Here is a 24,174-nt window from a genome sequence, read left to right as displayed (position 1 = left end):
ATAGTAAGGTAACTTTGTTTTGATATAACTTGGCTTACGCATGACTTCTAAAAAAGCATCACTTAAACCGAATAATACTCCAAAATCCGCTCCACATATTAGTGCTCGCTCAAAAAAATTGATAGCTGTTATTTTATTGCTATTAATTATGGTCATTGGTTATTTTATCTGGCAACGCTCCTCTTTTACCATCCCATCATCCGTACAACAGACATCCGCAGTCTCTGAAGAAGCTCAATTAGAACCTGCTGGGAGCATTAAGAATACTAATATTGACAATACTAACATCAAAAATACTGATAACGACCCTATGGGTGATGAAATTGTTGATACCCAAATACCTACAGCTGAAAAAATACTAAATGCTCCGCTACCAAAAACAGATAGCTTAGCGAAAGAAGAGATTGATCGTTTAGAGGACGAATACCAACGCCTTACAGAGCAAGAACAACTGGCCAGTGAACAAGTACAAATGAATAAGAAACTGACCGAAATGAAAGCAGAGCAAATTAAGTTACTTGAACAGCAAATAGCACAGTTAGAAGCCGCACCAACTCAATAATAACTATCAATTTTGGCTATATTATTTATTAAAGTATCTACTCAGGGGGTTATATTATGACTACTTTACAGCTTACTCATGCCCCTATTTTAAATAGTAGCGCGCAAGTACTAATCTTGCCTGTTAACACAGCTAGTATTTTTTTAGATCCTGTTTTGATGCGTACCAAAACCCTATACCCTGATAACTATCAACGCTATCATCGTGCCTGCCGTGATGGTAGTTTAGAGGTAGGAAGTTGTCTGCTACATAAGCGTGTTCGCGAGCAAGCGGGTCTTAGCGCCTCCCATAACGGCAATCAACCAATTTATGTCGCCAATCTCACAGTCTCCGATCATCCTTATCACCCGGCTCGATCCCAATGGTTAAAGACTGCTCTCGTTGATTTGCAGCAGCAACTAATACCACTAATACGCTATCAAGGTGTGCGTAAAGTGGCTTTACTAGCAAGGCCTCTCATCTTTGATCATTCATCTACTAACATAATAAGTAAAGAAGAAAGCTCAACTAACAGCCTACCTTTAGATTGGCAGACCTTTACTTTACCGCTAATAACTCAATATCTGCAACACTTACCTAAATTGCGTACTGAAGTGCATGTACCAAGAAGTGTTCCTATCGCAAGCTAACAAAAATATAAACATTACTATATTCTGCTTTGTAGAATAAGCTATTGCAAAAAATAGAAGTCGCAACACTAGAATGTGTTTTTCTGTAGACATTAAAGGGTAGATTTATATCAAGATATTGACTAAGAAAAGACCTTAGCCTAGTATCATTAGTATTGATGGTGAATGATTTTTACCTAAACTTTAAAAAGGATAATAATTTATGTCAAACAACACTTCTAAGAACAATATGAAAGACAAGTCAGCAGACCCTCTTAAGAATGATGCAGTAACAGCGGTGGAAGTTGTCAAAGATGATACCGTAGTATATGAGGAAGGCGACTTCGAAGACTATAATGCCGATCATGACTATCAAGAAGAGACAGACGCTAGTTCGACCAGTAGTAATAAATCAGGTAAAGGTAAGTCAGACAAAGAAGATAAAGCTGAGAACACCAACAAGAATAAAAACGCTGGTAAAGATCAAAAGTCTAGTGAAGAAAAGTCATCTGGCAAGGATAAAACATTAGTCGAAGAAAAAGAGTCGCTTGAAAAAGACAGTAAATCTAGTAAGGACGATAAGTCTGATAAAGATCAGAAATCTACTAAGGATGATAAGTCTAAACAAGACAATGACTCTGATAAAAATGTAGAATCTAGCAAAGATAAACAATCTAAGCAAGATACTGATTCTGACAAAGAGGGCACATCTAATAAAGAAGAGTCTTCTGAGAAGGATGATAAATCTAGCGAAGAAGAGACTGATGCTAAAGATAATGAATCTGAGCAAGAAGATAGAGCTGACGAAAAAGAGCAGTCTGAGCAAGATGACACTGCTAGTATGACAATGTCTGGTATGTTTCAGTGGGCATCTAAGCTTCGAGAAGACTTTATGTCTGAAGCAATGAATATTACCAGTGGCGTCACAGAAAAAGCGACTGCCATGACGCTGCAAAGGTTAATATCTGTGGTAGATATGGAATTAGCAGCTTTTGATAGGAGCGTTGAAGTTGCTAAAAACCTTATAGCCAACGTAGAAGAAGAACGTACTAAGATTGCTGATAGAAAAGAGAAATACCAAGATATGCTTGATAAACTTGATCAAAAGGACCAAGACAATCAGAACGATCAAGACGATCAAAAAGATCAGGACAATCAAGACGACAAAGAAAATCAAAACGATCAAAATAAATAATCATATATAAAGTATAACTGATCCAATGTTAGACGTTTAAAATAAGCGTTTAACATTGGATTTTTTTGTCGCTTTAGGTTTCCTTACTGGTCATGACCTTGCTGGTATTAACACCTTTATTGTGAAAAAACAGACCATCCTGTTTTCTTGACTAGACGCTCCAGTGCTTTTGAGCCCAGTTTAGAGTTACCTACCGGATTAAGGCCTGGTGACCAGACAGCGATTGCGCCTTTACCCGGCGCTATCGTCAAAATTCCGCCGCCAACGCCGCTCTTACCTGGCAAACCGACGCGATAAGCAAACTCACCAGAGCCATCGTAGTGACCGCACATCATCATTAAGGAATTGATCCGTCTAGACTGTTGTGAACTGATCACCCTCTCCCCTTTAGGTTGATTGACACCATTGGACACCAAAAACAAGCCTGCACGGGCTAACTGCTCGCAGCTCATGGCAATCGAGCACTGATGAAAGTAGGTGTTAAGTATCTTATCCACATCATACTTTAGATGACCAAAAGACTTCATAAAATGCGCTAATGCTGCGTTGCGATTTTTGTGATCAATCTCAGACGTTGCCACTTTATAATCAAAACAAATCGACTCGTCACCTGTCACAAAGTGCACGAACTGTAAAATCTCATCCAATATCTCTTTAGGCTCGCGTCCCATCGTTATAGCATCGACTACCGCAATGGCGCCTGCATTGATAAAAGGGTTGCGCGGCCGGCCCGATTCATACTCCAATATAGTAATGGAGTTAAAAGGGTCGCCGGAGGGCTCACGACCCACATGACTCCAAAGCGTACTTCCTAATTTGCTAAGAGCAAGGGTTAAAGTAAAGACTTTGGAGATACTTTGGATCGAAAACAGTGTGCTGGCATCCCCTGCTGAATACATCTGCCCATCAGGGGTTGCCACAGCAATGCCAAACTGGTTGGGGTCGACATGAGCGAGCTGCGGGATATAATCCGCTACTTTGCCACGGTCAGTCTCACAAGCTATTTCTGCGGCAATATCATCTAAAATTTGTTGCATCATAATGGAGTAACCATGTTTTCACTGTTTTATCGAATTATGCTAAAAAATCGTTGCAAACTATAGAGGATCACTGTATCACCCTACGAACTATTTGCTTTTCTGTGAACTCAGTTATATATGTTTTTCGGCCATTCTAATAGCTAGTTTCAATAAATCATCGGCTGTTATGTCTTTTAAAGGTTCTAGTTTATCTATATCCTCGGTTTTTATAACCTTTGCCATTGTGTCCTGTTGGCTTGCCAAGTTGAGCTTTTTAGAGTTATCAACATACTCTTGCATCATCTCACGTATGACTAGCGATTTTGTATAGCCGTTCTGCTCAACTACTTGCTTGAATTCGTTTGCCAACTTTTCATCGCAACGAATATGAATAGATGCTTGCTTAGGTTTACTCATAAATATTTAAGCTCCTTTGTATAAAAATTAAATATTTTGTAGTAACAATTGGTACTGTTGTATAAATATCTACTGTAACATTTGTGGCCTATTTTGCAACACATTATCCTTGTGCCTACATTAACAAGCAAATAACAGCCAAAAAAAACGCCTTGAGTGCTATTACTAACAGCTCAAAGCAGTTTTTAATCTTAACCGAAAAACTATTTATTCAATAGCAGCAGTAGCTTCCTGCTCAACACCTTTCATAGTCAACTTGATACGACCACGATTATCTACGTCTTGCACAAGTACTTTAACGGTTTGGCCTTCTTTTAGATAATCAGAGACATTCTCTACGCGCTCTTCTGCGATCTGTGAGATATGTACCAGACCATCAGTGTTTGGTAAGACGTTTACAAACGCACCAAAGTCAACGATACGCGCAACGGTACCTTCATAAGTTTTGCCGACTTCAACTTCAGCGGTTAGTGCCTCAATTTTACCAATAGCTGCTTTGGTTGCGGCTTTATTCTCACCAAAGATACGAATGGTACCATTATCATCGATATCGATAACCGCGCCCGTCTCTTCGGTAAGCTGACGAATCATCGCACCGCCTTTACCAATAACATCACGGATTTTATCAGCATTGATCTCGATAACCGCATAGTTTGGCGCATGAGCGTTGATCTCAGTACGGCTCTCAGGCAATACTTTATTCATGGCCTCCAAGATATGGATACGACCTGCATGAGCTTGTTTAAGCGCTTGCTCCATAATGTCAGGGGTAATCCCCTCGATTTTGATATCCATCTGCAGCGCAGTAATACCGTCTTTTGAACCGGCAACTTTAAAGTCCATGTCGCCAAGATGATCTTCGTCACCCAAAATGTCAGATAGTACGGCAAAGCGCTCCCCCTCTTTGACCAGACCCATTGCAATACCAGCGACCGGCGCTTTCATCGGTACGCCTGCATCCATTAGTGCTAAGCTTGCGCCGCAAACAGAGGCCATAGAAGAAGAACCGTTCGACTCGGTAATCTCTGATACCACGCGGATGACATAAGGAAAGCGTTCGCTATCGGGTAGCATCGCTTCTACGCCGCGGCGCGCTAGGCGACCATGACCAATCTCGCGGCGTTTTGGAATACCTTCACGTCCAGTCTCGCCTACTGAGAAATGCGGGAAGTTATAGTGCAGCATGAAATGATCGCGGATCGTACCTGCAAGCGAATCAATCATATTGACATCACGGCTGTTACCAAGCGTGGTCGTTACCAATGCCTGAGTCTCACCGCGAGTAAATAATGCTGAGCCATGCGTATAAGGCAATACCCCAACTTGGATATCAAGAGCACGAACCGTTTCAAGGTCACGACCATCAATACGCGGCTTACCGGATAAAATATTATCACGTACCGTACGGTATTTTAGATCATTATAAATGTCTTTAAGCTCAGAGACCTTGCTATCATAGTTCTCAGACTCCGCCTCACCTGCTAGAGCTTCAATAGCAGCGTCTTTGATCTCATCAAGCTTGGCATAACGATCTTGCTTATCAGTAATCGTATAAGCGTCGGCAACTTGTGCGCCAAACTGCTCTTTCATACTAGACTCTAAAGTCTCATTATGCTTAGGGGTTTCAAATTGCTGCTTGGCAGTGCCTACTTCTTCGGCAAGTGAGATGATGTTATCAATAACGATTTGCTGCTGCTCATGACCGTACAATACTGCGCCTAACATCTGATCTTCTGACAGCTCTTTAGCTTCAGACTCAACCATCAATACCGCAGACTTAGTACCAGCAACAACCAAATCAAGATCACTATTTTCTAACTGCTCAAGCGTTGGGTTTAATACATATTCGCCATCTATAAAGCCTACGCGTGCGCCGCCTACGGGACCGTTAAAAGGGGCATCTGAGATTGCTAGAGCAGCTGAAGCACCTATCATTGCAGCAATATCTGCATGACGAGATTTGTCTGATGAGACGACTGTGGCCGTAATTTGAATCTCGTTGACATAACCTTCAGGAAATAATGGACGAATAGGACGGTCAATCAAACGTGACGTTAGCGTCTCAAACTCGCTAGCACGGCCTTCACGCTTGCCATAAGCGCCAGGGATTTTGCCCGAGGCGTACATTTTTTCTTGATAGTTTACGGTTAGCGGAAAGAAGTTTTGACCTTCCTTGGCTTCTGATTTGACTACGGCTGCTACAAGGACTGAAACACCGCCCATATGTACCATGATAGAGTTGGCTTGACGGGCGATACGGCCAGTCTCTAATACCACCTGCTGATCACCGTATTGAAATTCACGTTTAATAGTATTAAACATTGTCGGATTTGTCATATATTTTTCCTAATGTTGGATAACAGGGCCAATACCAGTCCTACGTCTGTTTTGATATTGACTGTTATAGTTCTATAGTACGATTATTATTACTATTGCTTTTAGATAGTTTAAATTCGGTTTCGATAACTGCTAGTGATTTTAATGAAATAAAGGTAAGCTTTTTGCTCTTTACATGAGCAACTATCTATAAAACAGCTTAAAGAGTATGACAGCCAACTATACTTATAGTTAACTATGTTTTTTATAGTGCACTATTTTACAGGGATTTATAGATATTGACCAATCAATTGCTAAACTGAACAGATTTTAGTGTTTTTGACCAATGTAGATCCATTATTGATAGGTCGTTGTCGTCCTCTACCTTGTCCATTTAGTTTAATGGCTAATGACCATAAAAAAACGGCGTGAAACTATTTTCACACCGTTTTTATACTACTCATATTTTATGTCGATAACTTTATGCGAGCTATCTTTATCAACTTAAAATGATCGTGAAACTTTACAGTATCTCTAAAGTAGATTCCTGCTTGCAACACAGTCGCTGAATTAACGGCGTAAACCTAGTTGGCTAATCAAAGTGCTATAACGACCAAGATCTTTACCTTTTAAATAATCAAGTAGTTTACGACGAGTATTAACCATACGAATAAGACCACGACGGCTATGATGATCCGCCTTATGAGTTTTGAAATGGTCTTGTAGATCATTAATACGAGCACTTAGTAGTGCAACCTGAACCTCAGGTGACCCTGTATCATTCTCACTGCGTTGATATTGAGCAATAATGTTTTGACGATCAGTATTAGTTAGCATAAATTTCTCCAGCAATGCTAAAAGTTTCGATATTTGCTCAATCAGTTTGAGCACTTATGAAACTATAGAATAAATAAAAAGCTCACTACCCATTCAGGACAACCCTGCATTACTAGAGTTGACCTAGTGGACAATAAGCACAATAGATTGGCTTAGCACAGTACATAAAACAGTATTATTGAGTAAAAACAATCTCGTTAAGATAGCTTTTTCAAAATACGGTAAAAAACTGGCACATAGCTCGGCGGTTATTATAACAAAAAACTGCTGAACTAACAGCAGTTTTCAATATTAGTTTTGACATTTTTTCAGAGTTATGCAGTAAAGCTAACTTGATTTATATAGTACTTACTTGCTTTTGTTTTGCTTAACGTCATCTTCGGTAGCATTACCACCAAGAGCATCATCATCAAGCGGTACCGTAGTGGCTTCAGCCAAACTATCAGGTGCTCTGTCTTGTCTAGGATTAATATCCTCTGCAAGCTCCTCGATCTTTTTCTCTTGTTGATCCATACTTTTTTTTGAACTATCCATACTATCTTCCTATATCACTAAACTTCTCGTAACTAATATTTCTAATAATAGTAGCTGAACATATAACAACAGCTACTATTTGTTATTAGATTCTATAAGCAATCATTTAGTAAAGGCTATTTATCTTCTTCTTTAGCATTTTCTAAGTTATCAGCGATACGATCTGCTGCATCTTCAGTTTCTTCTTTATAGTTATTCTCAGTTTGATTCTTCAATGATGAGATTTCTGATTCAGATTTTTGTTGCTCAAGTTTGGTATCATTTGGATTAGGCTGTGTCATAATATTTTTCCTTTGTAGTTATCAAATTGTAGTTATTAAATTAAATGTGATTATAAGGACATAAGTTGGCAATTATCGCTAAGTTATGCAAAACACATTATATATCATATACCACGTACCAAGTAATAGATACTATTTGGATCATTTACCCATATTGAGGCATCTTCTCAAATAAATACTCAGTAATAGTATAGGAACCAAGCTATTACGCCAAGGCTTTGTCAATAGCTTCAACGAAGTTATCAATATCGTCAGGGTTACGCGAAGTAATCAAATTACCATCTACTTGTACTGTTTTGTCCACAAAAGTTGCACCAGCATTTTCTAAATCTGTTTGCAAACTGGGATAAGCAGTTAGTGTCTTACCCTTTGCAATGCCCGTATTGGCTAAAATCCAAGGGCCATGACAAATAACGGCTAGTGGTTTATTAGCGTCGTTAATAGCATTAACGATGCTATGCGCTTCTCTATTACCGCGTATAGTATCAGCATTTACCGTACCACCAGGGATTACAAGAGCATCATAATCACTGACTTTAGCATCTTTTGCAAAGATATCAGCGGTAAAGGTATCGCCTTTGTTAACATCTTGGTTCATGGCTTGAACCTCTTTGTCCTTATTGGTAGTAATAAGGACAGTCTCATAGCCTTTATCTTTTAGTTTATTATTAACTTCTTCATACTCTGCTTGTTCAAAATTATTATGAAGTAAAAAAGCAATCGTTTTCATAGTATTCCTTATATCATTATAGTTGAGCTTTAGAAGAACACACTGCCAAAAAACCATTCTAAACAAGTTTGGCGTTAGTTTTTTTATTGTATGCAAACTTTTTAGTGAATACGTTTCTTATGAATTGACTTCTCATATAGTGCCCTTTGTCTGACACAATTAGTGTATAAAAAAAGCAGATTTCACCATAGGTGAAACCTGCAATTAAATGTGACGATATGTGATTAGTGTAAGGCACTAGTAAGCTATATAAAGCTTTAGTAAATATTGTAGAAATATAAAAGATTTAATAAGAGCCTTAATAATTCTAACAAAAATATTTATAACTGAATAAGCTTTTTAGGTTGCAAACGACCATTTAAACTTACCGCTCCTAAACCGATAAACTGTCCTTGCTCATTGACAAGACGTATATCTATAGGGATCTCATAACTTGGCAGCTGCTCTACATTATCTCGGCTATTAGAATCGGGAGCTTGACTGATACTACTATTTTGTTCGTCGACTATAGTGTTATCAAGATTACCTGTATGGTCTATACTTTGCTCAACGTTATTTAAAATATAGGCTTTAAGATCGCTTGTAAGCTGCTCTGTTACATTCAAGCGTTGGCCTTGTCGTACCCGGCTGCTTTGCTGCGCTGACAGTATTAGCTTGGGCTCAATATTTACACAAGCTTCTACAGGCAAGAGCGGATCAAATCTACTCCTAAAATTTAGCGCTTCTAATTGCTCTAATGTAAGGGCATCCTCAACTTTAAAGTCGCCAACCTCTAAACGTCTCAGTGCCGTTAAATGTCCAAGTGTGCCTAAAGCATTGGCTATATCTTCTGCCAAAACCCGAACGTAAGTACCTTTAGAGCAAGTTACCGTCAGCTGAATATGATGGGCGTCTATCGCTACTAGCTCAATCGCTTTGATTACTATATTCCTTGGTTCTCGTTCAATCTCTATACCAGCACGAGCATACTCATATAGCTTTTTACCGTCTTTTTTTAGCGCAGAATACATAGGCGGAATCTGCTGCTGCGCTCCTAAAAATGCCTGAGCAGTACTATCAAGTAAAGCTTTAGTGACGATTGGTACGTCCTTTTGAGCTACTATCTGCCCATCCGCATCGCCTGTATCGGTCTGCTGACCAAGTAATATTGTCGCTTGGTAAGACTTATCAGCATCTAATTGATAATGACTAAATTTGGTGGCCTCACCTAGACAAATCGGCAATAAACCTGTCGCCATCGGATCAAGCGTACCCGTATGACCTGCCTTTTTACTGTCGTGCTCAGGTGATTTGAATAAATATTTGACCTTGGATACCACTTGCTGCGAAGTCATACCTATAGGCTTATCAATCAAAATAACCCCTGAAACCTTTTGTTTACTGGGTTGTTTATTAGACTGCTTATTCGCTTGTTTTGACATAGTGGTAGATTACTCGTCAGCTTCATTTTGCTCAGTTTTAGTAACGGCTTGATTGATCAAATCCATCATATAATTACCACGAGCGGTCACTTCATCATAATGAAAACGCAAGCGCGGCGTAGTACGAGTTTTCAAAATATGACTGAGCTGCGTACGCAAAAAGCCAGCTGCTTTGTTTAGTACCTCAATGCTTTGTTCATGATTGGTCTTGGTCATCGCATCGTTAAGCTCAGGCTCCATAATAGTGACATAAATATCAGCATAACCTAAATCGGAGCTTACTTTTACGCTTGAGATAGTCACAAAACCGGTAAGACGTGGATCGTTCACCTCATCTCGAATGAGAACAGCAAGTTCACGCTGAATCTGATCCCCTAAACGCTGTAGACGTTGGTTCATACTTTTATCCTATATTTATATTTTGAGTTAATAAGGCAGATGTGCGATAAAAAAGGCCTAGCAGGATGGACCTGTTAGGCCTAAGTAAATTTTAATCTAAGACTTAAACTAACATAATAGGTCTAAGCGGTAGGTTTAGATAGTACGCTCGAACTCTTGAATCTCAAAGACTTCAATCTTATCGCCTACTTCTACATCATAACCACGAACCGCAAGGCCGCATTCCATACCAGTACGTACTTCGTTGACATCTTCTTTGTAACGGCGCAGTGATTGCAGTTGACCGGTAAAGATCACCTTGTCATCGCGCAGTACGCGAATCGGTTTGTTACGATAGATCGTACCTTCAACCACCATACAACCAGCAGCGGCACCAAATTTGCTAGAGCGGAATACTTCACGCACATCAGCAATGCCAAGAATTTTCTCACGGTGTTCAGGAGCCAGCAGGCCGCTCATAGCCGCTTTGACATCATCAATTAAGCCGTAGATGACGCTGTAGTAGCGGATATCCATGTTGGCAGTATCAGCTTTGCGGCGCGCTGTAGCATCTGCACGCACGTTGAAACCTAACAGCACCGCTTCGCTAGACTCAGCAAGAGTGACATCGGACTCAGAGATAGGCCCCACGCCTGAGCTAATCACTCTGACTTTGACTTCATCAGTTGATAAATCGTTCAGTGCAGAGAGCAGCGCTTCAAGCGAACCGCGAACATCAGTTTTTAAGACGATATTTAAGAACGACACATCGCCTTGTTCCATCTGATCGAACATGCTCTCTAAACGCATAGCATTTTGACGTTCAAGTTGACGCTCACGCTCACGATTAGTTCTAAAGTCAGCCACTTCACGAGCTTTTTTCTCATCAGTAACGACTAAGAACTCGCTACCAGCTGCAGGTGTCTCGGGTAAGCCCAATATCTCAACAGGAATAGAAGGACCCGCTGATTTGATCCGTTGTCCACGCTCATCAATCATCGCACGAACTTTACCGTAATGCTCACCAGCTAGCACCAAGTCACCTTGCTTTAGCGTACCCTTTTTGACCAGTACACTAACCACAGGGCCACGACCTTTCTCAAGTTTTGATTCAATGACCACGCCTTGAGCAGCACCATCTAAAGGTGCTTCTAACTCCATCAGCTCGGCTTGCAGACTGATAAGCTCTAAGAGCTCATCAATACCTTCACCAGTCTTAGCTGAGATACGTGCCATTGGCGTATCACCGCCCCACTCTTCTGATACCACTTCTTTCGCGGTCAGCTCGTTCAGTACCCGATCAGGATCAGCACTTGGCTTATCCATCTTGTTGATAGCGACAATAAGCGGTGTACCAGCAGCGCGAGCATGATCAATCGCCTCTTCGGTTTGCGGCATCATGCCATCATCAGCGGCGACAACCAGTACTACAATGTCAGTCGCTTGTGCGCCGCGCGAACGCATCGCACTAAAGGCGGCGTGACCTGGAGTATCAAGGAAAGTTACTACTCCGCGGTCTGTTTTTACATGATAGGCACCGATATGCTGAGTAATACCGCCAGCTTCACCAGTAGCCACTTTGGTTTCGCGAATTTTATCGAGTAGCGAAGTTTTACCATGATCAACGTGACCCATGATGGTTACTACTGGTGGACGCGCCTGAACGTTGCTACTACGCTCATCAACCGCTTCGTGAAGATCATCTTCAACTTTAGTGTCGCTTACCGGTACTGGATTATGACCCATCTCTTCAACGATTAAACTTGCTGTCGCTTGATCAATAGTATCAGTCTCGCGTGCCATCTCACCCATTTTCATAAGCAATTTGGTAACTTCACGAGCTTTGACTGCCATACGTTGAGCCAGATCTGCTACCGTAATATGCTCACTAATCTCAACGTCATAAACGATTTTCTCAACAGGTTTCTCAAATTTATGCTGATTAGCCTGAGTTGAACGTAAACCATTTTTGGTGTTTTTGATCTCACGCTCGCTTTGGTTCTTACGACGACGACCACGTGCACCAGTACTATTAGCACCGCGTTTAATCTCGCGACGCTCTTTTTCAAACGACTCTTCTAGTGCGTCACCAACCAAACCTTCGGCCAGTGGCTCATCTTTACGCACTTCGGCAACCGGTTCACGGTCATTATATTTACCCGCCATTTTACGCATTTGTTCAAGCGTACGTTTTTGCGCTTCTTCAGCTTGAGCACGGCGAGTTTCAGCTTCGATCTCGCGTAGGCGATTCTCTTCTTTTTCGCGTGCTTCACGTGCTTTACGCTCAGCTGCGCTCTCAACTTTCGGTTTAGTAGCGACAGTTTTCTTCTTCTCTTTTTCTTTAGGCTTAACCTCAGCGGTAGCTTTGCCACCTTTTTTCACTACCACTGATGCTGCAACATCTTCATTCTTGCCGGTTGCGCTTTTGTTAGAGCCAAGACTTGCACGCATAGCTGCCAACGTTGCTGCCTGACGCTCTTCTGCTTCTTTTTTAGCAGCCGCACGCTCCTCGGCTTCTTTAGCAGCACGAGCTTGCGCCTCAATCATTGCTTGTTCACGTGCAGCCAGTTCTTTAGCTATTTTTTCAGGATCAGGCTTGTCAAATACTTTCTTTTTGCGCACCTCAACATTGACATTCTTTGATTTACCTGAGGAGCCAGTTACGCGTGCCGTACTTGTCGTTTTAGATTTGAGGCTAATACGACGTTTATCTTGTTGGCCGTGACTCTGCTTCAAATACGCCACTAGCTTTTCTTGCTCGCTTTCGCTGACCAAGTCATCTTCTGCACGAGCAGGCAAGCCAGCATCCTTTAGTTGCTGTTGTACAGCACTAGCGGTTTTGCCTACCATATCTGCCAGTTCTTTGACGGTCTTATCTGCCATTTATTATCACCCACTGTCTATTATTTGCTATATGTTCAATTCAATTGTTGGCTACAAATGATTGCGTTTAGGCTGATATCAACGTTATTTATTATAATTAAAATTAAATCAGTATAAGTATAAAAGGTAACGAGATTTTTTATCAGCACTTTATCGTCGATAGCATACCACCAAAAGACAGCGATATGCAGCTAACGCCTATTCATCGAACCAAGATTCCCGAGCTTTCATGATAAGCTTACCTGCGGTTTCGCTATCTAAGCCTTCAATATCTTCTAAATCAAAAACCGCTTGTTCAGCTAGATCATCAACGGTAATAATGTCTTTTTGTGCCATTTTATAGGCCCAACTAACAGTCATTCCTTCAAGATCTTGTAGTTCTTGACTCGGCTCTTTCATATTTTGTTGTTTAACGAGTTCATCTGCAATGACGACCTCTTTGGCACGCTCTTGAATCATATCAATAGCTTCGTCGTCCAAACCTTCTATATCATAAAAAGTTTCAACGGGTACATAAGCTACTTCTTCGATACTTGTAAAGCCAATATCAACTAATGCTTGTGCCAAATCATGATCTACTTCTAAACGATCATAAAAGAGCTCAATAAATGCTTTAGTTTCGTTTTCTTGACGCTGTTGATACTCTTCTTCTAGCATCATATTGAGTTTGTAACCGGTAAGCTCGGAGGCCAAACGAACATTCTGTCCTTGTGATCCAATAGCGCGTGCCAGCTGATCATTAGTGCTAAAAACAATGTCTGCTGTCTGAGTATCTTCATCTAAGATAATACTACTAACATCAGCAGGCTCAAGTGCGCTAATAATGTACTGCGCCGGATCATCTGACCACACCACGACATCAATACGCTCACCATCAAGCTCTTGCTGAACCGCTTGAATACGCGTACCGCGCATACCGATACAAGCACCCACCGGATCTATACGATTATCATTAGTCTTGACTGATATTTTAGCACGGGTACCAGGCAGGCGCGCGACATTACGAATCTCGATAATTTCTTCTGCAATCTCAGGCACTTCTTTTTGCATCAAGGCCGAGAGCATTTCAGGATGCGTACGCGACAATAGCAATTGTGCACCGCGATTTTCACGATTCACATGATACAAAATTGCGTTGATACGTGATTTCACCCGTAGCTGCTCGCGTGGCAGCATATGATCACGCGACAAATACCCTTCAGCATTGTCTCCTAAATCAATAATATAACCATCACGCGTCTGTTTTTTGACCTCGCCATACATCATCTCGCCAACGCGCGATTCAAAAGCGTCTGCTACTAAGGCACGCTCAGCTTCACGAATTTTCTGAATGATGACTTGTTTAGCTTGCGTGGCGGCAATACGACCAAACTCAATCGATTCAATTTGCTCTTCTTTAATATCGCCAATGGACCACTCATCTTGATCAAGATCAGTAATAGCTAATTGACAAGCTGGCATCTCATGATCTTCATCAGCAACTACTGTCCAGTAACGATAAGTATCATAATCACCAGTCGTACGATCAATAGCCACCCTTATAGCTACTTCTGGTTGATCGGTGTACACTTTTTTCTTAGTCGAAACCACTAAAGCGTCTTCTATTGCTTCAAAGATATCTTCAGGATTCAGGCCCTTTTCATTGCTGACGGTTTCAACTACCGTTAAGATTTCACGACTCATGATATACCTGTCCTATCATTCTATAATTAACTTAAATTTCATAACTTGTGTATTAACCTTGTATTGCTAAAGCAATCAATACGTCATTTGTTGTTTACTAAAGCGTTGCTTGTATGCAAATGAGAACAACTTGTAGATTTATTGTACATCTGACAGAATATTCAACCTTTTAAAGTTAGATATCTGTAAAAATTAAATTAGCCTTATCAATATTGCTAAAAGCGATCTCAAAGATCTCATCATCGGTGGCAGTAATCTGTAAAGCTGTATCGCTCATACTATCTAAAATACCTGTTACTTTGCGACGCTTCTTATCACCTTGCCCTATCGCTTGTATCAGACGTAAACTTACCGTCTGGCCAATATAATCGCGCATCTGCTCTTCTGAGAAAAACGCCCGATCAAACCCAGGTGACGATACCTCTAAGACATACTCACCAGCGATAGGATCATGAACCTCTAAAACCCCACTTACTTGGTGATTTACAGCAGCACAGTCCTCAATAGTTACTTGCTTATCTTGAGCTTGCTCTTCTGGCAATGACTCAATATAAATGCGTAATAAAGAGCGGCGGCCTTGCGGTACAAACTCTATACCCCAAAGCGCTACATCACAAGCAGCTACTGCTGGCTCAATAATATTGGTCAATTCTGTGACTTTAGTCGAAAGTTTCATATTTTATCTATTACTTCCTATTGACTGGTATTTAGGGTTTAGTAAAGCTTGATGGCCGTTAATAAAGAGCACTTTTAATGTTCGCTATAAGTATAAAAATACTTTAGATAGGCAATCGTAAAATGAGGCCTCACGACTCTTGCATACTAATTTACTGAAATATTATGGGATAGGCTCTAAGCTTACACTACTGACTTTATCAGTAAGCGAGCTCACTTAACTCTTCAATATACAGCGTATTAAAGTAACTTAACTCAAGAAATACAACGTAGCTGACCAAGTAACACTGTCTAATAGGTACAAAAAAACCCACAAACTAATGGTGGGCTAATTGCAACTGAAAATTTAGTGTACAAAAATCAGTATTGAAAGTGGTAGCGGGGGCTGGATTTGAACCAACGACCTTCGGGTTATGAGCCCGACGAGCTACCAGACTGCTCCACCCCGCATCAATTTAGAATGCATATTATAGGGAGATTCTATCAACCTGTCAATCTTTATTTAAAATTAACTTTAAATCAAATGACTATAAATACTAATAGTATTTAAGACCTACAGTACTTAAAGAAGTATCTATCTACTGCTACTATCTAAAAGTTGGTGCGATTGGGGGGACTTGAACCCCCACAGCTTGCGCCACCACCCCCTCAAGATGGCGTGTCTACCAATTCCACCACAATCGCTTATTACTTCCATCGAGCCTATTATATATAGAGCTCCATTATGGTAATAATTTTTACTATATCGCTAATATCAAGCTAAATTAACTGTAGTTAATGTCATGAGGATGACAACAAAATATAGCTATAACGAAATAAAAACGAGCAAGCATTGTAAAACTAACCCAATAAAATAGCAAGCGCTTCTAAGAAGAACAGCTTAAAAGTATTGCCTAACAGCTATTGAGGGTTTTCTGTTAATGGTCTAGGAGTTTGCGGCGCAGATACAGGAGCGTCTAGACGAAACTGATCTTCAGCCTGCTCACGCGCTTGAACCGCAAGGATCATACTGGTTACAAAAAACACCGCAGTCAGTACAGCAGTTGCGCGGGTCAAGAAGTTTGCAGTACCCGCTGCACCGAATACAGTGCCAGAAGAACCTGCACCAAAAGAAGCCCCTGCATCTGCCCCTTTACCGTGCTGAATCAAAATCAAGCCGATCATAGCAATCGCTACAATAATATGCAGGGCTAATATAAACGTAAACATGGTGGCCTCTTTTGCCGTGTAATGACGACTGCTAACAAAAATTTAAACTCAAACTTAAAAACTTGACGTTAAAAAACACTTAACGTTAAAAAATTAGGCATAGATTAACACCGTATCGGTATCTATCTACAGTGGTAAAAATACAATGACAGTAAATAAGGCGCATTGTACACGATTACAAGGGATAAATTAAACTCACTTTTAATAACTCATAAGGAGTTTTTAGACAATCTAACCTTCATAAGTCAGCATACTGCTTATCTTTTGATACTACTGCCTAACTTTTAGCACGATTAAAGGCGTTGGCAATAGCCAAAAAGCTATCTGCTTTTAATGAAGCGCCTCCTACTAGAGCCCCATCTATCATAGTGCTGGCAGCAAAATCATCGGCATTATCGGTATTGACGCTACCACCGTATAACACGGTAACCGCAGGCAAAGCTTTATCGAAAGCGGCTACAGTCTGTTTAATATGTTCATGAGTGGCACTTACCTCCTCTACAGTAGGTACTTTGCCCGTCCCAATAGCCCAAACCGGCTCGTAAGCGATAATTAGGTCCTCAGAGAGTTTTTTGCTATCAATATGTTGCTCTTTTAACTTAGCAATACTGTCTTTTATCACCGCCAATTGTTTATCAAGTACTGCAAAAGTTTGTTTATCATCGTACTGGGTTTGAGTTTCCCCAATACAAAATACCACGCCTAAATTGTGTTCAAACGCATTGTTGACCTTATTGACTAGTGTCTGGTGCGACTCCTTGTGATACTGACGGCGTTCAGAGTGCCCCAATATGGTCCATGTCGCGCCTGCATCCGCTATCTGCTGCGCTGAGCAGTCGCCAGTATAAGCGCCGATACTACTACTATGAGCACTGATATCTTGGGCAGCAGCTAATATAGAGGTGTTTTGCAAACGCGCGCTAACGCCGGCGAGATGAATACAGCTTGGCGCTACCATAAGCTGGCAGTGTTGATCATTAGCGTCTTTGTCTTCGGTTGCCGCTAACAAACTATCTAATAACGTATTCACTTCATCAATCGTTGCCGGATTTTGTTTCCAATTTCCAATTACAGCGTGCATTAGACATCTACCTTATATTATTTGATTTTGCCAACATGGCTATTGAGCGCAAGTATAACAAATATTTGTTAGAGCTACAGCACTGCACTACAGCTCAGGGTTGTACGTTGACTACTGCCAACTTCAAAATGACCTTGACTAAAATTGTCATGTTTCTTGCATACTCTTAGCTGTATTTAGTATATGAAGATCAAACTGAGGAGAGATCGATGTCTACGGTAGCTACGTTCGGTGGCCTAGCACAGCAGCTAACTAATGCCGGTGTGGTGAGCGAGGCGCACATGAAAACCGCGCAAACTGAGGCGCAGCAGCAGCAAATTAGCTTGGTTACTTATCTAGTAGATAATAAGATGGCAAACGCCTATCAGCTTGCAAAGCTGATGTCGCAGTCGTTCGGTGATCCACTTTTTGATCTTAATGTTCTTAGTAACGATATCATTCCAAAAGATTTAGTTGATGAAAAAATAGTACGCAAATTTAATGCTCTACCTATTTTTAAACGCGGACAGCGCTTATTTGTGGCGCTAAGTGACCCGACTCGCATCGACGCTATTGACGCTATTGCTTTTAATTCACGGTTGTCCATTGAGACCGTAGTGGTTGAAGAGGATAAGCTCAAAAAGCGTATTGAAAGCATTTATGCCGATACGATGCAAAGTTTTGGCGGTTTCGCTGATGGTGATTTGAGTGTCGATTTTGAGGACAACGAAGAAGATGCGGGCGAAACTAAGTTAGCGGACGGCATCGATGAAGCTCCTGTGGTAAAGTTTGTCAATAAAATGCTAGTCGATGCTATTCGAATGGGCGCATCTGACTTGCATTTTGAGCCTTATGAGAAATCTTATCGTGTGCGCTTTCGCGTTGATGGAGTGATGGAGAAAATAGCCAGTCCACCGGTACAGCTGGCCAGCAAAATCGCCGCACGTCTAAAAGTCATGTCACAAATGGACATATCTGAGCGGCGCATTCCACAAGATGGTCGTATTAAGCTTAAACTCTCCAAAAATAAAGCCATTGATTTTCGGGTAAGCTCCCTGCCAACCTTATTTGGCGAAAAGCTGGTTCTACGTATTTTAGACCCCTCTTCTGCAATGCTTGGTATTGACGCACTAGGCTATGAGACTGATCAAAAAGAGATGTTTTTGGAGGCGCTGCATAAGCCGCAAGGCATGGTACTCATCACCGGTCCAACAGGTTCTGGTAAAACGGTATCTCTTTATACCGGTATTAACATTTTAAATACCGGAGCGACCAATATCTCTACGGCTGAAGATCCGGTTGAGATTAACCTTGAGGGCATCAATCAGGTCAACGTTAACTCTAAAGTAGGCCTAACTTTCTCAAGCGCCCTTAAGTCCTTTTTGCGCCAAGATCCAGATATCGTCATGGTTGGTGAGATTCGTGATCTTGAGACCGCTGAGATCGCGATTAAAGCGGCGCAAACCGGTCACATGGTACTCTCAACACTGCACACCAACTCCGCACCTGAAACTCTAACTCGTCTGCGTAACATGGGCGTAGCTTCATTTAATATTGCCACCTCAGTAAACTTAGTTATCGCTCAGCGCCTTGCTCGCAGGCTTTGTAAAAACTGTAAAACTCCTCTTGATGTGCCAAGGCAAAGTCTGCTTGAGATTGGCTTTACCGAGGAAGATTTGGACAACCCCGACAATACCATTTACGAGCCCGTGGGTTGCTCGGAGTGCCGCGAGGGCTATAAAGGACGAGTCGGTATTTATGAGGTGATGAAAATTGTGCCTGATATCTCACGCATTATTATGGAGGATGGCAATGCAATCGATATCAAAGATGCAGCTCTCAAAAACGGCTTTCGTGATCTACGCCGTTCAGGAGTGCTCAAAGTACTGCAAGGCGTGACCAGTATCCAAGAGATGATGCGCGTGACTTCTGAATAATTAAATAAAATAGCACTACCAACAACTAAACAGCACCGACAACTATATAAGATGTATAAACTAGGTAACCTTTGAGGATAGAGACATGGCAAAAGCTAAGACTGACATGCTATTGGACTTTGTCTATGACGGTGTCAATCGGCGTGGACAAAAAATAAAAGGGGAGACTACCAGTCGCAGTTTGGAGCTTGCAAAAGCGACTTTGCGTAAGCAAGGTATTACGGTTAAAACCATTAAGAAAAAACCTAAACCGCTTTTCACCGTCAAAAAAGCCATCAAGCCCATTGATATCGCTATCTTTTCACGGCAACTGGCCACTATGATGAAAGCTGGGGTACCGCTTACTCAGTCGTTTGAGATTGTCGCAGATTCCTTAGATAATCCTAGTATGAAAGACTTGGTATTACAGATTAAAGGAGATATTGAAGCAGGCGGTACTTTTGCTTCAGCGCTACGCAAACATCCGCGCTACTTCGATGATCTATTTTGCTCTTTGGTCGAGTCTGGTGAACAATCAGGCGCACTTGAAACCATGCTTGAGCGTGTCGCTACTTATAAAGAAAAGAGCGAGCTACTCAAAGCGAAGATTAAAAAGGCTATGAAATATCCTATCGCCGTCATTGTCGTGGCTGTCATCGTAACCATTATTCTACTGATCAAAGTCGTTCCTGTATTCTCTGGACTATTTGCCTCCTTTGGTGCAGAATTGCCCGCTTTTACGCAAATGGTCGTAAACATGTCGGAATGGATGCAGTCATGGTGGTTTATTTTAATTATCGTGATTGGTGCTACTATCGTAAGCTTCTCTGAAGCTAAAAAACGTTCGAAGAAATTTCGTGATTTTTTGGACCGTGCTGCATTAAAGGCACCGATATTTGGTAATATTGCTTATCAAGCGGTCATTGCTCGTTTTTCGCGTACGCTTTCTACTACTTTTGCCGCTGGTGTACCCTTGATTGATGCTTTGGACTCTACGGCTGGCGCGGCCAATAACGTGGTCTTTTATAATGCGATTCAGCAAATAAAAAATGATGTCTCAACCGGACAGCAGCTACAGTTTTCTATGCGCACCACTAACCTTTTTCCAAGCCTAGCCATTCAAATGGTCGGTATCGGTGAAGAGTCAGGGAGCCTTGAGGAAATGCTCGATAAAGTGGCAGTATATTATGAGAACGAAGTAGATAACGCTGTCGATGGATTAACTAGTCTAATGGAACCACTCATTATGGCGGTATTGGGCGTATTGGTCGGTGGTCTGGTCATCGCCATGTATTTACCAATCTTCCAGATGGGCTCAGTGGTAGGATAATAATTTGATGGCGTTTATAGCATTACTACAAGACAATCTAATCCTAGCACTCGTAGTATTTGCGATCTTAGGTCTCTGTATTGGTAGTTTTTTAAATGTGGTGATTCACCGCATGCCGCTTATGATGATGTACAGCTGGCGGCAAGAATGCAGTCAGTTTATGGCGCAGCAGCCTGATATGCCGCCTGAGCATAGCGCGCCTTTAACAGCGATTACCGCGAACGACACCCCGATTACTTTGAGTCGACCTGCGTCGCGTTGTCCGCACTGTGCCCACAAGATTAGATGGTATGAAAACATTCCCTTAATTAGCTGGCTGCTCCTACGCGGACGTTGCTCGAGCTGTCATGCTCCTATCAGTATACGTTACCCTCTCGTTGAGCTAATCACAGCTCTACTCTCAGCCTTAGTTATCTACAAATTTGGGGTTACGGCCAGCGGTTTATCGGCGCTTGTATTGGTATGGACGCTGATTGCGCTAACCGGTATTGACTTTGATACCCAGCTGTTGCCTGATCGCTTGACTTTTCCATTAGCTGGTCTTGGTTTGGCGGTAAATTCGCAAGGCTGGTTTGTAACACCCACTCAGTCCATTTGGGGTTTATTGTTTGGGTTTTTATCGCTATGGGTCGTGGTCAAAATCTTTTATCTCATCACTAAAAAGCACGGTATGGGGCAAGGTGATTTTAAACTATTAGCGGTGATGGGTGCTTGGCTTGGCCCTATGATGCTGCCTTTAGTAATCTTGCTATCTTCCTTGCTTGGCTCTATCGTCGGTATTATCCTCATAAAAAAACAAGGCGAGAGCCGCCCGTTTGCTTTTGGCCCGTATATCGCTATGGCTGGCATAGTGGCTTTATTATACGGTACAGATCTGGTCAACTGGTACTTAGGTATGTACGTTTAGCTAGCAAAGCATCTTTTAGTCATCTCTTTTTAGAGGCATGAAACGACTGATGGTATAAATTACGATATTGCAAAGTCATGGGCATACCTTTATTATCTATGAGAATAGATCTACTCTGACATCAATGCCCTTCTTAATTTCAATATCTTAGCGGTAGCAAGCGAAAATGACGAATAAAACTCTAGTAGTTGGATTAACAGGCGGTATCGGTAGCGGTAAATCGGCGGCTAGTGACTGGTTTGCTGAGCAAGGAATTGACATTATTGATGCTGATGTCATCGCGCACAAGGTTGTGGCAAAAGACAGCGCAACCTTAAGAAAAATTCAAAAAAGATTTGGCGATTGGGTTATCAAACCAGACGGGCAAATGGATCGCGCCGCAGTACGTACCCATGTTTTTACTCATCCTGAGGCGCTTATAGAGCTTGAAGCCATTACCCATCCTGCCATACGTGAAGCGGCCAAAAGACAGCTGAACGAGAGCACCTCGTCATATGTTATCTTATCAGCGCCGCTATTGATTGAGGGCGCTGAAGCTGGGCTTGCTAACTTGTGTCAGCGCATTTTGGTTATTGATGTCAGTGAAGATACCCAGCTTGCTCGTGCCAGCTTGCGCGATGAGCAAAGTATGTCGAAGATTAAGGCTATTATGGCAAACCAGCTCGAGCGTACTGAACGCAACCGCCATGCAGATGACATCATCATTAATGAAGAGGATCTAGCGACTTTGCATCGACAGCTAGAACCCTTACACCAGAACTATCTTACCCTTGCCCAGCAGCTAAAGTACGCTGTCGATTAACTTCATATAGCGCCATACCAGTTGCGACACTAACATTTAAGCTTTGCAGATTCCCATGCTCGTTGCCGGACATGGGAATGTATACCAATTCATCACAGCGCTCAAGCGTTAAGCGGCGCATCCCTTCGCCCTCAGACCCCATAACCAAAGCGGTTTTCCCCGTTAAGTCTACCGTATGTATTGATTTGGCGTCTTTACTGAGCGCCGTACCAAATACGAAGACGCCTGCCTCTTTGATCTGTGTAAGCGTGCGCGCCAAATTGGTAACGCTGATAATAGGCATCATCTCAGCGGCGCCTACCGATACCTTTGCTACTGTTGGGGTGAGGCTTGCAGCATGATGCTTGGGACAAATAACCGCGTCAACGCCCATGGCCACTGCCGTACGTAAGCATGCCCCAAAATTATGGGCGTCAGTAATCTGATCAAGTACGAGCAGCAAGCATTGATCATGCCCAGAGATGGTGTCCAATAAACCCTCGTCAGCAAATGCCAATGGACGCGCATGCAACACCACACCTTGATGCTGCGGGCTGCCACACAGCTGTGTCAGCTTATCTTTTTGGGTCGGCTGAATACTTACGCCATAGCCTTGCGCTCGCGCGATAATGTCTTGTACGTGGCTATCGTTCTCACGGCCTTGCTGCACAAATAGGCTCAGGGCATCAAGAGGACGATGGGCAAGTAAAGCATCAATAGCATGAATGCCATAAAAATAGCTGGGTTTTGCCATAAAAAAACCTACTGGTTGTAAATAAGGTAGCAGCTAATATAATAGAAAATTGCTACGGTCATAAAAAATTGCATAAAAAAAGAAACGAACAAAATCTGATTGATATTATTAGTTTCTTTTCGGTTTGCTCTTTTAGCTGTAGCTAAAGCTAAAATTGACTTAGCGCTAGCGTCAGCCTTCTAGATGACAGACATATTGTACAATCTCTTCGGTACGCAGATTAAAACTGCTATTGCCTTCAACGACGAAAGACTGTCCGGCGCGGTAGTAACTAAACTCTTCATCTCCATTAATCTTGACTTCACATTCGCCGCTAGTAATCTCAATACGCTCAGAGGTATTGGTGCTAAAGTGGTACTGCTCAACAGCACTATCACAAGGCAGAATGACGCCCAGTGTTTTGTGACGTCCATCTTCGAACATAATAGTATGACTTGAACAACGCCCATCATACGTGACTGTAGCCTGAGCATTGACTGTTACGTTAGTATATTGTGCCGCTGACATAGTGGCTTCCTTATCAAATAATTATGACTAAACTAAAAAATAAGTGTCTGATGACATTACAACTTAAACCTTAATCTTTAATACAGCTTATTTTAAAACCACGACTTTTGACATCGTTATTTTTAATAAATGCACTGTAATACCAATCTAACTGTCCAATTCTCTAGATTC

At 41.8% G+C, this 24,174-nt stretch carries 23 protein-coding genes and 2 tRNA genes; 7 read left to right on the top strand and 18 right to left on the bottom strand.

What is annotated here, in order from left to right:
• The first annotated feature begins 40 nt into the window (after positions 1 to 40).
• The 3 genes from ACR63N_RS00575 to ACR63N_RS00565 all read left to right on the top strand — a co-directional run bounded on the left by ACR63N_RS00575 (position 41) and on the right by ACR63N_RS00565 (position 2,365).
• The gene (locus ACR63N_RS00575) at positions 41 to 562 is read left to right on the top strand and encodes a hypothetical protein (RefSeq protein WP_367104907.1); all 522 of its coding nucleotides are present in this window, start codon (positions 41 to 43) and stop codon (positions 560 to 562) included.
• Between the two features lie 56 nt (positions 563 to 618).
• A complete protein-coding gene (locus ACR63N_RS00570) occupies positions 619 to 1,191 on the top strand; it encodes a hypothetical protein (RefSeq protein WP_367111182.1) in 573 nt (190 codons plus the stop codon).
• Between the two features lie 202 nt (positions 1,192 to 1,393).
• Positions 1,394 to 2,365 carry a hypothetical protein gene (locus ACR63N_RS00565; protein ID WP_472782306.1) on the top strand — a complete coding sequence of 324 codons (972 nt, stop codon included), beginning with the start codon at positions 1,394 to 1,396 and terminating at the stop codon, positions 2,363 to 2,365.
• Between the two features lie 116 nt (positions 2,366 to 2,481).
• Here ACR63N_RS00565 and ACR63N_RS00560 read toward each other — a convergent pair whose 3' ends face one another.
• The 16 genes from ACR63N_RS00560 to tpiA form a co-directional block, all read right to left on the bottom strand.
• A complete protein-coding gene (locus tag ACR63N_RS00560) occupies positions 2,482 to 3,405 on the bottom strand; it encodes a glutaminase (RefSeq protein WP_367104904.1) in 924 nt (307 codons plus the stop codon).
• A gap of 111 nt (positions 3,406 to 3,516) precedes the next feature.
• On the bottom strand, positions 3,517 to 3,801 hold the full coding sequence (locus ACR63N_RS00555; protein ID WP_367104903.1) for a type II toxin-antitoxin system RelB/DinJ family antitoxin: 285 nt from the start codon (positions 3,799 to 3,801) through the stop codon (positions 3,517 to 3,519).
• A 207-nt stretch (positions 3,802 to 4,008) separates the two neighbouring features.
• Positions 4,009 to 6,123, bottom strand: coding sequence for a polyribonucleotide nucleotidyltransferase (pnp, locus tag ACR63N_RS00550; RefSeq protein WP_472782762.1), 2,115 nt, complete (start codon positions 6,121 to 6,123; stop codon positions 4,009 to 4,011).
• A gap of 564 nt (positions 6,124 to 6,687) precedes the next feature.
• A complete protein-coding gene (rpsO, locus tag ACR63N_RS00545; RefSeq protein ID WP_367104902.1) occupies positions 6,688 to 6,954 on the bottom strand; it encodes a 30S ribosomal protein S15 in 267 nt (88 codons plus the stop codon).
• A 348-nt stretch (positions 6,955 to 7,302) separates the two neighbouring features.
• Positions 7,303 to 7,488, bottom strand: coding sequence for a hypothetical protein (locus ACR63N_RS00540; RefSeq protein ID WP_472782305.1), 186 nt, complete (start codon positions 7,486 to 7,488; stop codon positions 7,303 to 7,305).
• Positions 7,489 to 7,604: 116 nt separating this feature from the next.
• Complete coding sequence (locus ACR63N_RS00535) at positions 7,605 to 7,769, bottom strand: hypothetical protein (RefSeq protein WP_367104900.1); 165 nt, start codon at positions 7,767 to 7,769, stop codon at positions 7,605 to 7,607.
• A gap of 205 nt (positions 7,770 to 7,974) precedes the next feature.
• The gene (locus ACR63N_RS00530; protein WP_367106708.1) at positions 7,975 to 8,499 is read right to left on the bottom strand and encodes a type 1 glutamine amidotransferase domain-containing protein; all 525 of its coding nucleotides are present in this window, start codon (positions 8,497 to 8,499) and stop codon (positions 7,975 to 7,977) included.
• Between the two features lie 320 nt (positions 8,500 to 8,819).
• Positions 8,820 to 9,920: a tRNA pseudouridine(55) synthase TruB gene (gene truB / locus ACR63N_RS00525; protein WP_367104898.1), complete on the bottom strand. Its 1,101-nt coding sequence runs from the start codon at positions 9,918 to 9,920 to the stop codon at positions 8,820 to 8,822.
• A 9-nt stretch (positions 9,921 to 9,929) separates the two neighbouring features.
• The gene (locus ACR63N_RS00520; protein ID WP_367104897.1) at positions 9,930 to 10,319 is read right to left on the bottom strand and encodes a ribosome-binding factor A; all 390 of its coding nucleotides are present in this window, start codon (positions 10,317 to 10,319) and stop codon (positions 9,930 to 9,932) included.
• A 135-nt stretch (positions 10,320 to 10,454) separates the two neighbouring features.
• Positions 10,455 to 13,181: a translation initiation factor IF-2 gene (infB, locus tag ACR63N_RS00515; RefSeq protein ID WP_367104896.1), complete on the bottom strand. Its 2,727-nt coding sequence runs from the start codon at positions 13,179 to 13,181 to the stop codon at positions 10,455 to 10,457.
• A 198-nt stretch (positions 13,182 to 13,379) separates the two neighbouring features.
• Positions 13,380 to 14,864, bottom strand: a complete 1,485-nt coding sequence (nusA, locus tag ACR63N_RS00510; RefSeq protein WP_367104895.1) for a transcription termination factor NusA — start codon at positions 14,862 to 14,864, stop codon at positions 13,380 to 13,382.
• Between the two features lie 175 nt (positions 14,865 to 15,039).
• Positions 15,040 to 15,540 carry a ribosome maturation factor RimP gene (gene rimP, locus ACR63N_RS00505; RefSeq protein WP_367104894.1) on the bottom strand — a complete coding sequence of 167 codons (501 nt, stop codon included), beginning with the start codon at positions 15,538 to 15,540 and terminating at the stop codon, positions 15,040 to 15,042.
• Between the two features lie 372 nt (positions 15,541 to 15,912).
• A tRNA-Met gene (locus ACR63N_RS00500) sits at positions 15,913 to 15,989 on the bottom strand.
• Positions 15,990 to 16,138: 149 nt separating this feature from the next.
• Positions 16,139 to 16,223: transfer RNA gene (locus ACR63N_RS00495), tRNA-Leu, on the bottom strand.
• A 216-nt stretch (positions 16,224 to 16,439) separates the two neighbouring features.
• Entirely contained in the window at positions 16,440 to 16,748 is a 309-nt protein-coding gene (gene secG, locus ACR63N_RS00490; protein WP_367104893.1) for a preprotein translocase subunit SecG, read from the bottom strand.
• Positions 16,749 to 17,025: 277 nt separating this feature from the next.
• The gene (tpiA, locus tag ACR63N_RS00485) at positions 17,026 to 17,829 is read right to left on the bottom strand and encodes a triose-phosphate isomerase (RefSeq protein WP_367111178.1); all 804 of its coding nucleotides are present in this window, start codon (positions 17,827 to 17,829) and stop codon (positions 17,026 to 17,028) included.
• A gap of 209 nt (positions 17,830 to 18,038) precedes the next feature.
• Between tpiA and pilB the strand changes: the two genes are divergently transcribed.
• From pilB to coaE, 4 genes are all read left to right on the top strand, one after another.
• The gene (gene pilB, locus ACR63N_RS00480) at positions 18,039 to 19,745 is read left to right on the top strand and encodes a type IV-A pilus assembly ATPase PilB (RefSeq protein WP_367104891.1); all 1,707 of its coding nucleotides are present in this window, start codon (positions 18,039 to 18,041) and stop codon (positions 19,743 to 19,745) included.
• 85 nt (positions 19,746 to 19,830) lie between these two features.
• On the top strand, positions 19,831 to 21,054 hold the full coding sequence (locus tag ACR63N_RS00475) for a type II secretion system F family protein (protein ID WP_367104890.1): 1,224 nt from the start codon (positions 19,831 to 19,833) through the stop codon (positions 21,052 to 21,054).
• Between the two features lie 7 nt (positions 21,055 to 21,061).
• Positions 21,062 to 21,961 carry a prepilin peptidase gene (locus ACR63N_RS00470; protein WP_367111176.1) on the top strand — a complete coding sequence of 300 codons (900 nt, stop codon included), beginning with the start codon at positions 21,062 to 21,064 and terminating at the stop codon, positions 21,959 to 21,961.
• 166 nt (positions 21,962 to 22,127) lie between these two features.
• Positions 22,128 to 22,763 (top strand): dephospho-CoA kinase, encoded by a 636-nt coding sequence (gene coaE, locus ACR63N_RS00465; RefSeq protein WP_367104888.1) that lies wholly within the window; start codon positions 22,128 to 22,130, stop codon positions 22,761 to 22,763.
• Here the strand turns inward: coaE and rlmB are convergent.
• Positions 22,726 to 23,496 (bottom strand): 23S rRNA (guanosine(2251)-2'-O)-methyltransferase RlmB, encoded by a 771-nt coding sequence (gene rlmB / locus ACR63N_RS00460; protein ID WP_472782304.1) that lies wholly within the window; start codon positions 23,494 to 23,496, stop codon positions 22,726 to 22,728. The genes coaE and rlmB overlap by 38 nt on opposite strands.
• Positions 23,497 to 23,667: 171 nt before the next feature.
• Positions 23,668 to 24,003 (bottom strand): pyrimidine/purine nucleoside phosphorylase, encoded by a 336-nt coding sequence (gene ppnP / locus ACR63N_RS00455; protein ID WP_367104886.1) that lies wholly within the window; start codon positions 24,001 to 24,003, stop codon positions 23,668 to 23,670.
• Positions 24,004 to 24,174: the final 171 nt, after the last annotated feature.

The organism is Psychrobacter sp. M4, assembly GCF_055699795.1.
This window is presented reverse-complemented; position numbering and strand designations above follow the sequence as displayed.

Excerpts from the sequence above, each read along its gene's own strand:
- secG (WP_367104893.1), bottom strand. The coding sequence starts at position 16,748 with ATGTTTACGTTTATATTAGCCCTGCATATTATTGTAGCGATTGCTATG.
- ACR63N_RS00540 (WP_472782305.1), bottom strand. The coding sequence starts at position 7,488 with ATGGATAGTTCAAAAAAAAGTATGGATCAACAAGAGAAAAAGATCGAG.
- nusA (WP_367104895.1), bottom strand. The coding sequence starts at position 14,864 with ATGAGTCGTGAAATCTTAACGGTAGTTGAAACCGTCAGCAATGAAAAG.
- ACR63N_RS00530 (WP_367106708.1), bottom strand. The coding sequence starts at position 8,499 with ATGAAAACGATTGCTTTTTTACTTCATAATAATTTTGAACAAGCAGAG.
- ACR63N_RS00560 (WP_367104904.1), bottom strand. The coding sequence starts at position 3,405 with ATGATGCAACAAATTTTAGATGATATTGCCGCAGAAATAGCTTGTGAG.
- rlmB (WP_472782304.1), bottom strand. The coding sequence starts at position 23,496 with ATGGCAAAACCCAGCTATTTTTATGGCATTCATGCTATTGATGCTTTA.
- ACR63N_RS00565 (WP_472782306.1), top strand. The coding sequence starts at position 1,394 with ATGTCAAACAACACTTCTAAGAACAATATGAAAGACAAGTCAGCAGAC.
- ACR63N_RS00520 (WP_367104897.1), bottom strand. The coding sequence starts at position 10,319 with ATGAACCAACGTCTACAGCGTTTAGGGGATCAGATTCAGCGTGAACTT.
- tpiA (WP_367111178.1), bottom strand. The coding sequence starts at position 17,829 with ATGCACGCTGTAATTGGAAATTGGAAACAAAATCCGGCAACGATTGAT.
- ACR63N_RS00535 (WP_367104900.1), bottom strand. The coding sequence starts at position 7,769 with ATGACACAGCCTAATCCAAATGATACCAAACTTGAGCAACAAAAATCT.
- ACR63N_RS00555 (WP_367104903.1), bottom strand. The coding sequence starts at position 3,801 with ATGAGTAAACCTAAGCAAGCATCTATTCATATTCGTTGCGATGAAAAG.
- ACR63N_RS00475 (WP_367104890.1), top strand. The coding sequence starts at position 19,831 with ATGGCAAAAGCTAAGACTGACATGCTATTGGACTTTGTCTATGACGGT.
- ppnP (WP_367104886.1), bottom strand. The coding sequence starts at position 24,003 with ATGTCAGCGGCACAATATACTAACGTAACAGTCAATGCTCAGGCTACA.
- infB (WP_367104896.1), bottom strand. The coding sequence starts at position 13,181 with ATGGCAGATAAGACCGTCAAAGAACTGGCAGATATGGTAGGCAAAACC.
- truB (WP_367104898.1), bottom strand. The coding sequence starts at position 9,920 with ATGTCAAAACAAGCGAATAAGCAGTCTAATAAACAACCCAGTAAACAA.
- pilB (WP_367104891.1), top strand. The coding sequence starts at position 18,039 with ATGTCTACGGTAGCTACGTTCGGTGGCCTAGCACAGCAGCTAACTAAT.
- pnp (WP_472782762.1), bottom strand. The coding sequence starts at position 6,123 with ATGTTTAATACTATTAAACGTGAATTTCAATACGGTGATCAGCAGGTG.
- rimP (WP_367104894.1), bottom strand. The coding sequence starts at position 15,540 with ATGAAACTTTCGACTAAAGTCACAGAATTGACCAATATTATTGAGCCA.
- ACR63N_RS00470 (WP_367111176.1), top strand. The coding sequence starts at position 21,062 with ATGGCGTTTATAGCATTACTACAAGACAATCTAATCCTAGCACTCGTA.
- coaE (WP_367104888.1), top strand. The coding sequence starts at position 22,128 with ATGACGAATAAAACTCTAGTAGTTGGATTAACAGGCGGTATCGGTAGC.
- rpsO (WP_367104902.1), bottom strand. The coding sequence starts at position 6,954 with ATGCTAACTAATACTGATCGTCAAAACATTATTGCTCAATATCAACGC.
- ACR63N_RS00575 (WP_367104907.1), top strand. The coding sequence starts at position 41 with ATGACTTCTAAAAAAGCATCACTTAAACCGAATAATACTCCAAAATCC.
- ACR63N_RS00570 (WP_367111182.1), top strand. The coding sequence starts at position 619 with ATGACTACTTTACAGCTTACTCATGCCCCTATTTTAAATAGTAGCGCG.